This is a genomic window from Chryseobacterium carnipullorum, from assembly GCF_003815695.1.
Lineage (GTDB): Bacteria > Bacteroidota > Bacteroidia > Flavobacteriales > Weeksellaceae > Chryseobacterium > Chryseobacterium carnipullorum.
Map to the genome: position 1 here is coordinate 3,192,007 of NZ_CP033920.1, position 13,722 is coordinate 3,205,728.

Sequence of the window (13,722 nt, forward strand, 5' to 3'; positions counted from 1 at the left end):
ATCCGAATATAGTAATTAATAAAGAATCGAATAAAATCTGTAAAAAAAATTATAATATTTTTATTGAAATAGAAGATTATGAACAAAATCTTAAAATGCTAGAATGCTAAATGGTTTAAAATAGAAAAACATACTGTTTATTTAGTGATGAAAATTTTCGAAAGATAAATAATTTTTATAAACACCAATTTTGTTAAAAAAATAAAAATTCTAAGGAGTTCAAAGCTAACTTTTAATCGTTATGATCCACATTATCAATGTCTTTATTTTGACTGTAAAAATATTAAGATAAGTTCTTACGATAATAAATGCAGATAGCTATAAATTTAAATAGAATGATGTTTTAGATATATTGTTGGAAGCAAATACAGTGCTGTTTTGCTATCAATATTTAGATTATTTAGGCTATGTAAGGGTAAGTTTCGCCAGAAACAGCGCAGGTGCTCTCGAAATCACGGATGCCAATGATTACTATCCTTTTGGGATGAATCATCTGAAAACAGGTTATGCTTATTTTGCACAGGGAAGCTATAAGAATAATAAATATAATGGCAAGGAACTTCAGGAAACAGAGAAATTTACCATAAACCATAGTTAAATGCTGCTGTGTAAATTCATGTAAAAAAGAAGACTGAAAGATCATAAAGAAAAAACAAAGGCTATCCATTTGGACAACCTCTGTTTCATATTTTTAATATAATTTCCTTGCCAGCAACAAATTCAGAAGAAAAGTCCCTGTCCAGTTACTATTATTGGATCCGTTGGTTCCGATAAAGTCAATACGGGAAACCGAAACTATAAGTCTCGTTTTCCCGGAGGTTCCATTATTCGCAAGGCTTACGAATGAAGCCGTGAAAACATCAGGAAAACTGGAATTGTTTCCAGCTGTTAAAATAGGATACATATTGTTGACATTGAATGGAGTACCCTGATATTCATAGACGATCGTCATACGGCTCGCATTGGAATAGCCCGCTGTATGGGCATAGGTGGTTGAGGCTTTACTGATCACCCACCAGGCATCTGTTCCTGTTCCTGTATCATAAGAAGTTACAGAGTGACCGGTCCAGTCATTGACACCCGGGGAACCGTTCCCATGAGGCGGAATCGAAAGCTGTACACCATAAATTTCTACGTTGCTCGGTTTAGGAAGTACCGTAAAAGACAGATCCCATGTTCCACCAGTTGTATTGCTGTTGTTCACCACTTCTGCATAGGCTCCTGTTGGAATCACAAAAGACGAAACCGGAGTATTGTCGATTCTTAAAGTATTACCACTTGAGGCCTGAAGCGTAATGCTGGAAGCAGAGATGTTTTTTATTTTATAAATTCTTCCTGTATAACTTGTAGTACCTGTTCCGATAACAGGTAGGGTAAACGTTGCATTAGCTGCTCCGTCATAGGTAATGTAATGATCTGTGGCTGTTATGTTATAAGCCGTAGCCGTGATTTGCTTATAGTCAGCGCCCAGAGAACCGGCCACAGCCAGAGTGCTGTTTGGAGTGGTTGTTCTGATGCCAACTTGTGCACTTAAAGATAATCCGCATAAGAGAAATACAGGAATAAAATTCTTCATTTTCATTTTTTTAAAATTTATGCAAAAGTATAAAATTTCCTATAGAATACTCATTTACAATCGATTAATTTTAATTTTTAACACTTAAGTCCCGTTATTGGGATTTTTTAGAATGCGTTTAAGTTTTAATATGATTTAAAATATTTGATAAAAAAAAGAAGCTCAGGGCTCTTAGCTTTCCCCGGAACACGTAAAATCAACTTAGTGTTCAGTGAAATATGAAATGTCAGAATAGAGAACATCCAATATTTTTCCTTAAATTCGCATAAAAATTTTTAAAATAATGAACTACGATATCATTGTCATCGGAAGCGGTCCTGGCGGTTATGTTACTGCGATCAGAGCAGCACAATTAGGTTTCAAAACTGCAATTATCGAGAAAGAAAACTTAGGAGGTATCTGCCTGAACTGGGGATGTATTCCTACGAAAGCTTTACTGAAGTCTGCTCAGGTTTTTCATTATATCAACCATGCTGAAGACTATGGTCTGAATAAAGTGGAAGCCAGCTTTGAATTTCCAAACGTGATCCAGAGAAGCCGTGGCGTAGCCAGCAAAATGAGCAAAGGAATTGAATTCCTGATGAAGAAGAACAAGATCGATGTGATTCTTGGGACAGCTACAGTTCAGAAAGGTAAAAAAGTTTCTGTTACAGACAAAGATGGTAAAGTAACTGAATATGCAGGAAGCAACATCATTATTGCAACAGGAGCACGTTCAAGAGAACTTCCCAACCTTCCTCAGGATGGTAAAAAAGTAATCGGATACAGACAGGCATTATCTCTTCCTGAGCAGCCAAAATCTATGATCGTTGTAGGTTCTGGAGCGATCGGAGTAGAATTTGCTGATTTCTATAATACAATGGGAACTAAAGTAACCGTTGTAGAATTTATGCCAAACATCGTTCCTGTAGAAGACGAGGAAATCTCTAAACACTTAGAGAAATCTCTTAAAAAGACAGGGATCGAGATCATGACCAATGCATCAGTAGAAAGCGTTGATACCAGCGGAGAAGGCGTGAAAGCTACCGTAAAAACAGCCAACGGAACGATTACCATTGAAGCTGATATTTTACTTTCTGCGGTAGGTATTGCTGCCAATATCGAAAATATCGGATTGGAAGAAGTAGGAATCCAGACCGACAAAGGAAGAGTTTTAGTGAACGAATGGTATGAAACTTCAGTTCCTGGATACTATGCAATCGGTGATATTATTCCTACTCAGGCTTTAGCACACGTTGCTTCTGCTGAAGGGATTACTTGTGTGGAGAAAATCAAAGGAATGCACGTGGAGAAAATCGACTATGGCAATATTCCTGGATGTACTTACTGTCACCCTGAAGTAGCTTCTGTAGGTCTTACAGAAAAACAAGCTAAAGAAAAAGGATACGAGATCAAAGTAGGTAAATTTCCTCTTTCTGCAAGTGGTAAAGCGACTGCTAACGGAAATACAGACGGTTTCATCAAAGTTATTTTTGATGCGAAATACGGTGAGTGGTTAGGATGCCACATGATCGGGGAAGGCGTTACAGATATGGTAGCAGAAGCTGTAGTGGCCAGAAAACTGGAAACTACAGGTCATGAGATCATTAAATCAATCCACCCGCACCCAACCGTGTCTGAAGCGATCATGGAAGCAGCAGCAGCAGCTTACGGTGAAGTGATCCACATCTAAAATTTAATAAATAACTCTATTTCAAAGATGTTTAAAAAACTTGCTGCAGAAGCATTAGGTCTTGGTGATATCGGAAAAATCATTCCTTCTCAGGACTATGATAAAGTAGATTCGGATGACTATATTTTATCAGAAGATAACGAGAAAATTTTCTTCCTCATCAAATCCAAAAGAGATGAATATTGCTTTACAAACAGAGCTTTGATTCATATCGACGGAGCAAGTGCTCTGGACAAAAAGAGGATTTTGAGAAGATACGAGTATTATCAGTTTCCTTTCTCAAATATTGCACTGCAAACAGCAGGAACCATTGACCTGGATGTGGAAATTTCATTTCATATCGGAAATGTTCCTTTGATGATCAGTGTGAGTAAAGGACAGATCGATCAGTTAAAAGATCTGTATAAAGCCCTTTTGGCGATTCAGCAGGAAGTGCACCACAATCAGTCTGTTTTAGGTTTCTCTGTAGACAGTCTTCAGAAAGCGATTACCACAGTCGCTGCAGGAAAGCAGGAAAATGTTTCTAAAAGCCAGGAGTTGCAACATGTGAATGAATATGTTTTCAACTGGTCAAAGAGCAATTATGAGAAATACAATCAGAAAGACTTTTCGGCCATCTTTGAAAAGTATATCAATAATTAAGAAGACCACTGGTCTTTATATACCAGCCACAGACAAATTGTCTGTGGTTTTTTTGTAAATTCAGGCAAAATTTTAACAATGAAAAACAAATATATTGTTCTCGCTCTTTCGCTGGCCGGCATTCTGTCTGCACAGACGAAAAACGATTTGGTAAGTCCCAATGAAAATCTCATCGCCGAGAATATCCTGCCTATTCCCAAAAATCTGAATCAGGCGATCAAGAAATATTCTGAAAGCAGAAATGCAAGCGTAGCAAGCGTTCATCCCAATGGTAAAGAAATCATTGCAGTCACCCGTTTTGCTTCTACCAATCAGCTACATAAAATCTCTGTACCCATGGGAGCGAGAAAACAACTGACCTTCTTTGATGAACCGGTCAATACAGCCTCATACGAGCCCGTAAAAGGAGAGTATCTGATCTACGCCAAAGATACCGGAGGAAATGAATTCGGGCAGCTTTTTAAGCTAGATCTGAAAACGATGGAATCCACACTTCTTACCGATGGCGGAAGATCCCAGAACGGAGGAATGATGTGGAAAAAAGACGGTTCAGGATTTTATTTTTCTTCCACCAAAAGAAACGGAGGTGACAGGGATGTGTATTATATGAATCCTTCAAAACCGGAAGATACACAGCTGATTCTTGAAGTAAAAGGCGGCGGCTGGGGAATTTCCGATTTGTCTGAAGACGGCAAAAAACTTCTCATCACAGAATATGTATCTGCCAACGATTCCTATCTGTATCTGTATGACCTGGAATCCAAAAAACTGGAACCCATCACCGATAGAAAAGAGAAAGGCGTGGTACAGAGTGCTGCTTCTTTCAGTAAAAATCCGGAGGAAATTTTCTATGTTACAGACCGGAACAATGAATTCAGCAGACTGGCTATCCTCAATTTAAAAACCAAAAAGACAGAATATCTTACCTCGTCGATCCCCTGGAACGTAGAAGATTACGATCTTTCTAAAGACCAGTCTAAAATTGCTTTTGTCACCAATGAAAGTGGAATCAATAAATTATACATCCTCGATACCGCTACTAAAAAATATGTTCCTGTAAACCAAATCCCGGTTGGGTTGATTGGGGGAGTGAAATTTTCTAATGACGGAAAATCACTTTATTTCTCAAGATCTGCGGCAGATTCCGGATCCGATATCTATAAAATGGATATGGCCAGCCAGACCATCGAAAGATGGACGGAAAGTGAACAGGGAGAAATGCAGCCTGCTGACATGTCTGTTCCTAAACTGATCGAATGGAAAAGCTTTGATCAGATGAAAATCTCAGGATTCTATTATCCCGCAGCATCGAAATTTACAGGAAAGAGACCGGTGATTATCAACATTCACGGGGGGCCGGAAGGGCAGTCTATGGCCTCCTCTATAGGTTCTTCCAACTATTTTACCAATGAAATGGGTGTTGCCATGATCTATCCCAACGTAAGAGGGTCTTCAGGTTTCGGGAAAACATTTATTGCGGCCGACAACTGGGATCTGAGAATGAATTCCGTGAAAGATATCGGAGCTCTTCTGGACTGGATTGCAAAACAGCCTGAACTGGATAAAGACAGGATTATGATCATGGGCGGAAGCTACGGAGGATTCATGACATTAGCCACCGCTTATGAATATGCCGATAAAATCAGATGCTCCGTAGATATTGTCGGAATTTCAGATTTTAATACCTTCCTTAAAAATACGGAAGAATACAGAAGAGATTTAAGAAGGGTAGAGTACGGAGACGAAAGAATCCCTAAAATGGCTGAATTCTTTACTAAAATTGCTCCATTGAACAATATTGACAAGATCAAAAAGCCCATGTTTATCATTCAGGGGACGAATGATCCGAGGGTTCCCGTTACTGAAGCTGTTCAGATGAGAGATAAGCTTAAAGCCCAGGGAAAAACAGTATGGTATCTGGAAGCTAAAAATGAAGGTCACGGATTCAGAAAAAAAGAGAATGTAGATTTTCAGCGTTTGGCAGTGATCAGATTCATGCAGGAGTATCTGCTGAAGTAAATATATTCCATATCAATCTATATAAGCCTGAAATTTTTCAGGCTTATATTTGTGTTTAAAGAATTGAATCATATAGAATCGGTATAAAATATAATATTTATAAAATTTAACCTCATTTTCTCACCCGGTTTTCTTACATTTATTCTATGAATTTTCAGAGAAAAGGGCTGGTTTTGTCAGGCGGCGGTACCAAAGGAATCGCCCATGCAGGAGTATTAAAATTCTTGAACGAAAAGAATATTGATATAGACGTGCTATCCTGCTGTAGTGCCGGATCTATCGTAGGATGTTTATATGCAGTGGGAAAAACGCCTGATGAAATCCTGGATTTCTTCAACTCGGTTTATTTTTTCAACTGGAAACATTTCACGTTCAATCAGCCGGGACTCGTTTCTTCCGTTATTTTCAGAAATTACCTTAAACCGATCTTCCATGATATGAAATTAGGAGACCTGAATAAGGAAGTAAAAATCGTTGCAACTGAACTCGTGTCCGGAACTCAGAAAATATTTGATAAGAATTTTGAAGTTGTGGATGCTATTATTGCTTCATGTTCCATCCCGGGAGTGACCACTCCCTACATCATTGGTGAGGAAATGTACTGCGACGGAGGAGTCCTGAATAACTTTCCCGCAGATATCATTAGAGACGAATGTGATCAGCTGATTGGGGTTTTTGTCTCTCCTCCCCATAATATTGATATCAAAGACTTAAAATCAATTAAAGCCATTGTTTCCCGTTCCTATGATCTTCTATCCTACAGAATAGAAAAAGGGAAATTCGATTACTGTGACTGGTTTATTTCCTCTCAGAAACTATCGAGTTACGGAACTTTTGAAAGAGGAAAAGATCGTTTGGAAGAGATTTTCAATATCGGGTATACCATGGCCGAAGAAAGCTTCCCCAACAGCAAACTCTCTGATCTGAAGATTGTGTGAAGTTGAATGAAAACCTCCTATCCACAATTTAAATAAACACCTCAGTAAACTGAAATTCTTTTCCATTGAATAATCCCTTATCGCTTAGTTTCAGTTCAGGAATCACGAGCAATGCCATAAAAGACAAACTCATATAAGGAGCTTTAAGGGTGCTTCCTAACGTTTTGGCATATTGATCCAGTTTAATATATTGAGCAGCCACCTCCTCGGCATTTAGGTTCGTCATAATTCCTGCAATAGGCAATTCCAAAACCATTTCTTCCTCTTGGGTGGCCAGGGAAATCCCGCCCTGTGCTTTGATGATGGCATTCACTGCTTTGCACATATCCTCATCATTGGTGCCTGTAACCACAATATTATGGGAGTCATGAGCTACACAGGACGCTATCGCACCAGATTTAAGTCCCATGTTTTTAATAAAAGCAACAGCTGGTTTTTCATCTCTGTACCGGTTGACTACTGCGATTTTTAACACATCATTTTCAATATCAGATTCTGCATAGCCATTGATCGTTAAAGCCGGTGCATGGATTTCGTTCGTGATCAGTTGCCTGTCTAAAACCTCTATCACACGTATATGACTGCCTGTACTGTTTATTTTAAAATCCGAAGGTTCTTTAAGGCTGCAGTGGAAATTGTTCACTACAGCAGCCGGAACGGATTCGATATGAGATCTGTTATTTTCTGCAACCAGTTGTCCTTTGATATACGTTTTTAAGATCTTAAAATTTTCCAGATCGTCAATTTCGATAAAATCTGCCTGGTCACCCGTCTGCAATAAACCCACCGGAAGCTGATAATGTTTGACTACATTGTAAGAGGAAGCCCTCAAAACATCATACAAATCATAGCCCAGGTTCAGGGCCCGCTTTACATGGTCATTCATATGGGATTCTATGAGATCATCAGGATGTTTGTCATCACAGCAAAACATAATTTGTTCAGGATACTCTTTCAGCAATGGAATAAGAGTGTCAAAGTTTTTGGCGGCACTTCCTTCACGGATAAGGACCTTAACCCCGAATTTCAGTTTTTCCAGTGCTTCAGGATAAGTGAAACATTCGTGATCCGTGGTAATGCCCGCCCTGAAATAGGCTTCCATGCTTTCACCCATCAGTCCGGGAGCATGTCCATCTATAGGTTTTTTGTATTTTTTTGCAATTTTTATTTTATTCAGGACTTCCGGATCTTTGTAAATGACGCCGGGGAAATTCATCATTTCTGCTAAATAGACAATATCCTCACGGGAAAGCAAATGATCAATATCTTCGGAATCAATCACCGCACCTGCAGTTTCAGAGCTCGTAGCCGGAACACAGGAAGGTGCCCCGAAATAAAAATGAAAGGGAACCTGTCGGGCATTGTCAATCATGTATTCAACCCCGGCGATACCCAAAACATTGGCTATTTCATGCGGATCAGAAATCGTTCCCACACTTCCGTGTTTCACTGCAATCCGCGCAAATTCTGAAGGAAGAAGCATGCTGCTCTCAATATGAACATGCGCATCGATAAAACCGGGTAAAATATAAGTGTCAAAAATAGCATCAACTCTTTTTATCGAAATAATTTCTCCATTACTTACCGTTACTTCTGCAGGGTAGATTTCTCTGGAGACAACATCGATCAGATTTGATTTCACTGAAAATAGCATTTCTTTCAATTTAGTATGAGGTTTCAATATAAGGATTAATCACAAAATAATCATCTGCCGGCAAGGAATTTCTTCAGGATAATTAGTTTTGGTGAAAAGGCAGGAATACAGGAATAATCTGTTCAGGAAAAAAGATAAAAAAAATCCATTTTTTAAAATGGATTTCTGTCTTTTAGTTTTTTACAACCTGTCCGTCCTGTCGAACAATTTCATGATCGTTTTCATCAGTGACCGTTAAAGTATAGGGTGCTTTAGAAGCTGAATCGGTAAGGTAATTTCTCCAAACCTGATAGGTGTGCCCTTCATTCACGAAGTTGAAGTAGTAATTTCCTCCTGAACCGTCAGGAATCAATTCTCCGTCTGTGATGATCATGCTCGGCTTGGAGGTAAGTTTGGCAGTGGAAGCCCATGCCTGATACAGATATTTTCCGTTAGGCTGTTTATCGATTCTGATCTTAAACTTTTTCGTTTTGATGATCACCGTTTTAGGAACCTTCTGAAAAGGTTGTCCCTCATAAGATGCACGATAGGTATTGAGTGTTGATGATGGCTTTTCTGTCGCATACGCTAAAGAAAACTGTGTGATGCAGAATGCGCCTAATACAATCTTTTTGATCATTATAATATCAGTTTTTGGTTAGATTTAATTCCAATCAAATATGAAGCCATTTGATCTTATCTCAGGACTGTTTCATTGATCCATGTATTCAGCTCCATCGTATTTCTTAGGGTCTTCAGAAACCAGGTATTCGTTTTATAATCTTTAACAGATTGAGGAATATATACATTTAATCCTTTTCTGAAATTGAAAAAGCTAAGATGGATGTTTTCTCTTAAAAATTCAAGACGCTTGTTCAGCCATCTTCGTTCATCCGAAGAACCGGACTTGTGATGCCTGATCAGTACTTCAATGATGGAGGTATCAATTCTTTCAGACTCTTTCAGCATTTTGTCCAGCGCGTTGGTCAGCACTTCATCATTAAGAAAATTAATGTGAGGCAGATTGTCGTCATTGTTCTGAAAAAGATGTTCAAATTCAATGTCATGAAGCAGCTCGTGTGCTCCATGCATGATTTCTGAAGCAGAGTTATAGTCATTATGATCCTTGGCAATGAAAACCGCCGGGATGTCCATTTTAAGCCTTGTGTAAGCTTCAATTTTATGATGTCCGTCTAAAACAAATGCGCTGCTCATCATCGGATCCTGATGATACAGACTGTAAAAGATCACAGGTGTTGGGCGGCTCCCTTTTTTGATAAGATCGGTATAATAATCTACTCTTTTGGGGTCAATGCTTTTACTCTCCAGCGTATACAGATAATTAAAATCCTCAAAAGGGTAGAACCATCCGGAAAATTTCTTGCTGCCATCAGAATGTTCATCAGCAGGTAAAGGTCTGCTCATATAAAAGTTGGAATGTTCGAACAGGATCTGACCCAGATTGACCTGGTAGCTGCCATTTTCAAAAAGTTGAAGAAAATCCTCAATCCCGGAAAGTATTTCAGCTTCATTTCCATCCGTAAGCGCCCGGTTAAGATCATCAGATAATGTTATTTTATCATTCTCCGAAAGTTCAGAAACGGCATAATATTCACCTACACTTCCCCGTGAGTCCGGCCAGTTGACGGCCACAGGACGTCTGATGATTAAGCAGCTGGCAAAACCATCGTACAGAGCTTTGATGATGCCCTGTCCGTGAGTGATGTGAATTTCCATTGAAAAAAATTAAGAAACGGCGGTGTAGCTTGCAAAAGCTTCCTCTAAACTGTTAAATCTACCTTTAAACTCATCGATAGGGCAATCCTGAAGAATATTTCCCTTATGAATCAGAATAACCCGTGAACACAAAGCTTCTACCTCCTGCATGATGTGAGTAGACAGAAGAACGGTTTTCTGCTGCCCGATTTCTTTCACTACATTCCGGATTTCAATGATCTGGTTAGGATCCAGTCCGTTGGTAGGTTCATCCAGAATCAGAAGATCCGGCTGGTGGATGATCGCCTGTGCAAGTCCCACTCTCTGTTTGTATCCTTTCGAAAGCTGTCCTATTTTTTTTGACTTTTCAGGGGTAATGCCTACCAGTTTGATTACTTCATCTACCCTGGCTGAATGTATTTTATGAATGTTCGCTACAAACTGAAGGTATTCTTTTACATACATTTCCAGATACAGCGGATTGTTTTCAGGAAGAAAGCCTATTTTTTTCTTGCTTTCGATCTCGTTTTCGGAAATATTCATTCCATTAAAGATGATTTCACCCTGATCAATTTTCAGTGCACCGACAATAGATTTCATCAGCGTAGATTTCCCGGCTCCGTTTGGACCGAGAAGGCCAATGATTTCATTTTGATCAATAGAAATATTGATATTGTCCAGGGCAGTCTGTTCGCCAAACTTTTTTGTTAAATTGATAATCTGAAGTGGCATAATTCTTAATGTCTTTGTACAAAAGTAAAAATAAAAAAACTCATTCGGCGGAATGAGTTCAGTATTATTCAAAAATAATCGTATTATTTTTTTGGTTTCTTGTTTTTGTTGCTGCCGTTTGATGCGGGAGCAGCAGTAGAAGCCTGGTTTGAACCCGATTTTACTCCATTGTTATGATTAATGGTGGAAGCCTTATCATACATTGCGGATTTTCCGTTCATCTTTCCAAAGATCTTCTCCACCTGTTTCTGATTCAAAAACTGTGATTTTCCAACATATTTACGGTTTTTATTAATGTACTGGATAAACTGAACCGTTGGCTGTCCGTAGTTTTTCTCATAATGAAGCTCGATGATATCATTGGGAAGCTCCAGAATGATGTTTTCATCGGGAGTAGTCAAAAAACCATCTGTGATCAGCTTGTACAGACCTGCTACATCGCCATCCAGATTCTGGAATGAAAAAGACCGGATCGTATTCAGGTTACTGGTATTGAGATCCTGATAGTTGATGGTAAATTTATCCTCCTTTTTATATAAACCTACGGAATTATCTTTGCCAATTTCCACCAAACTTTCATTTTTCAGCACTTTGATCTGTGAGAAAACTGAAATGCCGAACATACATGTAATGAGTAGAATTATTTTTCTCATGTAGAGGGGATTTTAATGTTTATAAATTTGTGTTTTAAAATTACTAATAAAAATGCTCTAAAACAATTTTGTTAGCTCAAGCAAAAGTAACACTTTTTTTTAATATCCGTAATCGCTGCGAGGTTGATATTATGCAACTCATAGGATGTGCAGTTGTTTAAAAATCATTCAATGGTGGAATTATCGGGAATAGAATCGTTGAATAGGAAGGATATATCGGAATATTTTCTAATATTTTGACGTCCTTTTGAAAAACGTCCAGATCTTTTTCCAGTACTGTTTCACCGGTATTTATTTTGGTGATCACCAATTCATCATAGTTTTTTTTCCATAAAGAAGTCAGCGGGCGGTCTTTAAAAGGAAGTTCTTTTTGTCTGATACTAAAGCGGTAATCAGAAAACGGATATAGAATTTTTCCTATTTGTACACCCTCTCTCGAAATGATGCACTTGTTTTTGATGTAGGTGACGATAAGTAATAATGGCATGATAACAAATCCGAATAAGCTGAACAGTCCGATTCTGTACGATGGAGCGTAGTGTAAAATCACTCCCTCAATGAGGTTATAAAGTGACCCGAAAATAATGAACGGGGCAATAACTGAATAAAAGAGAAGGACTTTTTTTGCTAGACCTATTTTTAAATTCATCGGTAATCTTTTTTAATGATTCTTATTTAATTCGCTTTATAACGTTGAACAGACAATAATTGAAATACAAGGCATCGTTAAATCCATGCTACATAAATGTATTGTATTGATTCAGAAATAGATAGGAAAAGTAAGATGTATTTTTCACCTTCACAAGACTGTTTTTAAATACACCATTTTGCAGCAAAGAAGAAATATTTTTCTTAATATTGAAGTACAGCAACCTTTTATTGGGACAGATCATGGGAAGTTATTCCATGTAACGAGTCTTGTCCGGTCGTGCTATAGAGCTTATTTTCTTATTTTTTTAAACTAAAGTAATGCAGTATCCACAAAAAATATCTTTAATTCTTGTTTTATTTTCTTCCATTGTATTTTCCCAAACATATAAAACTTCTTCAACATCTTTACCGGGAAAAGAGTTTCCGAAAATAGATTCAGAGAGAAAAGCATTGTTTCAGGTGTATTTCCCGGAGGCAAGATCGGTGATTTTAGAAGGAGGTGACGGAATGCAAAGTATATCATCCACGGCTTCAAAAGATAAGAATGGCTTTTGGAATATTTCAACGTCGCCTCTGGAAACAGGCTTTCATTATTACTGGCTGAATGTGGATGGAAAGAGGACGAATGATCCCAATACCCAGCTGTATTTTGGCTATGGCCAGCCAACCAGCGGAATTGAAGTTTCTTCGGGTGAAGATTTTTTCATGCAAAAGAGTGTGAAGCACGGTACCATCGTAGATGACAGTTTGGATTCAAAAATAACACAAGGAAAACGAAATTTTAAAGTCTACCTTCCACCGAATTACGGATCTAAAAAGTTCCCGGTTTTATATTTGTATCACGGAACCGGAGAAGATATTACGGGATGGGAAAAACAGGGATATATCCGGAATATTCTTGATCACCTTTTTGCAGAAAAAAAAGCGAAGGAAATGATCGTGGTAATGGATTATGGAGTGGCATTGAACCCTGAACAGGTAAAAATGCCGGACAATCATTCAAGAACCGTTATTTCTTCCAAAAATCTTGACAGAATTGTCATTCAGGAACTGATTCCTTACATCGATAAAAAATATAAAACGTCGGGTCAAAAAGCCATTGCCGGGCTGTCCCGCGGAAGTTATCAGGCAATGCTGATCGGATTCAGCCATCCGGAACTGTTTTCGGCTATCGGAGTCTTCAGTCCGGTTATTTATGAAGGGACTAAAACGGAACCTTTTAAAGAGCTTCCTATCGGGAGTTTATTAACATCAAAGAAAAAACCTTTGGTCTTCATCGGAATCGGAGAGAAGGAGAGTACGATGTTTATTGAATTTAATCAAATATTAACCGGCTTTTTAAGCCAAAATCATTATCCGTACGTTTTATATCAATCTCCGGATACTTACCACGAATGGCTTACCTGGAGACGATCTCTGTACCAGTTTGCACAAAAGATTTTTAAGTAAAAATAAAAGGCTGAAACTTCGAAGTTTCGGCCTTTTAATTT

At 38.3% G+C, this 13,722-nt stretch carries 13 protein-coding genes; 6 read left to right on the forward strand and 7 right to left on the reverse strand.

From position 1 onward, the window contains the following. Positions 1-355 precede the first annotated feature (355 nt). On the forward strand, positions 356-598 hold the full coding sequence (locus tag EG346_RS14555) for a hypothetical protein (RefSeq protein ID WP_123879512.1): 243 nt from the start codon (positions 356-358) through the stop codon (positions 596-598). Positions 599-691: 93 nt separating this feature from the next. Here the strand turns inward: EG346_RS14555 and EG346_RS14560 are convergent, their stop codons facing one another. Further along, positions 692-1,576 (reverse strand): hypothetical protein, encoded by an 885-nt coding sequence (locus tag EG346_RS14560; RefSeq protein ID WP_123879514.1) that lies wholly within the window; start codon positions 1,574-1,576, stop codon positions 692-694. A gap of 283 nt (positions 1,577-1,859) precedes the next feature. Between EG346_RS14560 and lpdA the strand changes: the two genes are divergently transcribed. The 4 genes from lpdA (at position 1,860) to EG346_RS14580 (ending at position 6,847) form a co-directional block, all read left to right on the forward strand. Then, on the forward strand, positions 1,860-3,248 hold the full coding sequence (gene lpdA / locus EG346_RS14565) for a dihydrolipoyl dehydrogenase (RefSeq protein WP_123879516.1): 1,389 nt from the start codon (positions 1,860-1,862) through the stop codon (positions 3,246-3,248). Between the two features lie 27 nt (positions 3,249-3,275). After that, on the forward strand, positions 3,276-3,890 hold the full coding sequence (locus EG346_RS14570; protein WP_073335993.1) for a PH domain-containing protein: 615 nt from the start codon (positions 3,276-3,278) through the stop codon (positions 3,888-3,890). A 78-nt stretch (positions 3,891-3,968) separates the two neighbouring features. Next, complete coding sequence (locus EG346_RS14575) at positions 3,969-5,909, forward strand: S9 family peptidase (RefSeq protein ID WP_123879518.1); 1,941 nt, start codon at positions 3,969-3,971, stop codon at positions 5,907-5,909. Positions 5,910-6,055: 146 nt separating this feature from the next. Continuing rightward, positions 6,056-6,847 carry a patatin-like phospholipase family protein gene (locus tag EG346_RS14580; RefSeq protein ID WP_073335995.1) on the forward strand — a complete coding sequence of 264 codons (792 nt, stop codon included), beginning with the start codon at positions 6,056-6,058 and terminating at the stop codon, positions 6,845-6,847. Between the two features lie 28 nt (positions 6,848-6,875). Here the strand turns inward: EG346_RS14580 and ade are convergent, their stop codons facing one another. From ade to EG346_RS14610, 6 genes are all read right to left on the reverse strand, one after another. Continuing rightward, the gene (ade, locus tag EG346_RS14585) at positions 6,876-8,501 is read right to left on the reverse strand and encodes an adenine deaminase (protein WP_123879520.1); all 1,626 of its coding nucleotides are present in this window, start codon (positions 8,499-8,501) and stop codon (positions 6,876-6,878) included. 172 nt (positions 8,502-8,673) lie between these two features. Next, the gene (locus tag EG346_RS14590) at positions 8,674-9,120 is read right to left on the reverse strand and encodes a hypothetical protein (protein ID WP_123879522.1); all 447 of its coding nucleotides are present in this window, start codon (positions 9,118-9,120) and stop codon (positions 8,674-8,676) included. A gap of 56 nt (positions 9,121-9,176) precedes the next feature. Further along, the gene (locus EG346_RS14595; protein WP_123879524.1) at positions 9,177-10,217 is read right to left on the reverse strand and encodes a hypothetical protein; all 1,041 of its coding nucleotides are present in this window, start codon (positions 10,215-10,217) and stop codon (positions 9,177-9,179) included. Positions 10,218-10,226: 9 nt separating this feature from the next. After that, entirely contained in the window at positions 10,227-10,928 is a 702-nt protein-coding gene (locus EG346_RS14600) for an ABC transporter ATP-binding protein (protein WP_123879526.1), read from the reverse strand. Between the two features lie 83 nt (positions 10,929-11,011). Beyond that, the gene (locus tag EG346_RS14605; protein ID WP_123879528.1) at positions 11,012-11,581 is read right to left on the reverse strand and encodes a hypothetical protein; all 570 of its coding nucleotides are present in this window, start codon (positions 11,579-11,581) and stop codon (positions 11,012-11,014) included. Between the two features lie 157 nt (positions 11,582-11,738). After that, complete coding sequence (locus tag EG346_RS14610; protein WP_123879530.1) at positions 11,739-12,230, reverse strand: hypothetical protein; 492 nt, start codon at positions 12,228-12,230, stop codon at positions 11,739-11,741. 320 nt (positions 12,231-12,550) lie between these two features. On the opposite strand from EG346_RS14610, the gene EG346_RS14615 reads away from it, so the two are divergent. Next, positions 12,551-13,681, forward strand: coding sequence for an alpha/beta hydrolase-fold protein (locus EG346_RS14615; protein ID WP_123879532.1), 1,131 nt, complete (start codon positions 12,551-12,553; stop codon positions 13,679-13,681). The last annotated feature ends 41 nt before the right edge of the window (positions 13,682-13,722 follow it).

Coding starts and splice junctions, on each gene's coding strand:
- EG346_RS14575 (WP_123879518.1), top strand. CDS start 3,969: ATGAAAAACAAATATATTGTTCTCGCTCTTTCGCTGGCCGGCATTCTG.
- EG346_RS14560 (WP_123879514.1), bottom strand. CDS start 1,576: ATGAAGAATTTTATTCCTGTATTTCTCTTATGCGGATTATCTTTAAGT.
- EG346_RS14590 (WP_123879522.1), bottom strand. CDS start 9,120: ATGATCAAAAAGATTGTATTAGGCGCATTCTGCATCACACAGTTTTCT.
- EG346_RS14600 (WP_123879526.1), bottom strand. CDS start 10,928: ATGCCACTTCAGATTATCAATTTAACAAAAAAGTTTGGCGAACAGACT.
- EG346_RS14580 (WP_073335995.1), top strand. CDS start 6,056: ATGAATTTTCAGAGAAAAGGGCTGGTTTTGTCAGGCGGCGGTACCAAA.
- ade (WP_123879520.1), bottom strand. CDS start 8,501: ATGCTATTTTCAGTGAAATCAAATCTGATCGATGTTGTCTCCAGAGAA.
- EG346_RS14605 (WP_123879528.1), bottom strand. CDS start 11,581: ATGAGAAAAATAATTCTACTCATTACATGTATGTTCGGCATTTCAGTT.
- EG346_RS14610 (WP_123879530.1), bottom strand. CDS start 12,230: ATGAATTTAAAAATAGGTCTAGCAAAAAAAGTCCTTCTCTTTTATTCA.
- EG346_RS14570 (WP_073335993.1), top strand. CDS start 3,276: ATGTTTAAAAAACTTGCTGCAGAAGCATTAGGTCTTGGTGATATCGGA.
- lpdA (WP_123879516.1), top strand. CDS start 1,860: ATGAACTACGATATCATTGTCATCGGAAGCGGTCCTGGCGGTTATGTT.
- EG346_RS14615 (WP_123879532.1), top strand. CDS start 12,551: ATGCAGTATCCACAAAAAATATCTTTAATTCTTGTTTTATTTTCTTCC.
- EG346_RS14595 (WP_123879524.1), bottom strand. CDS start 10,217: ATGGAAATTCACATCACTCACGGACAGGGCATCATCAAAGCTCTGTAC.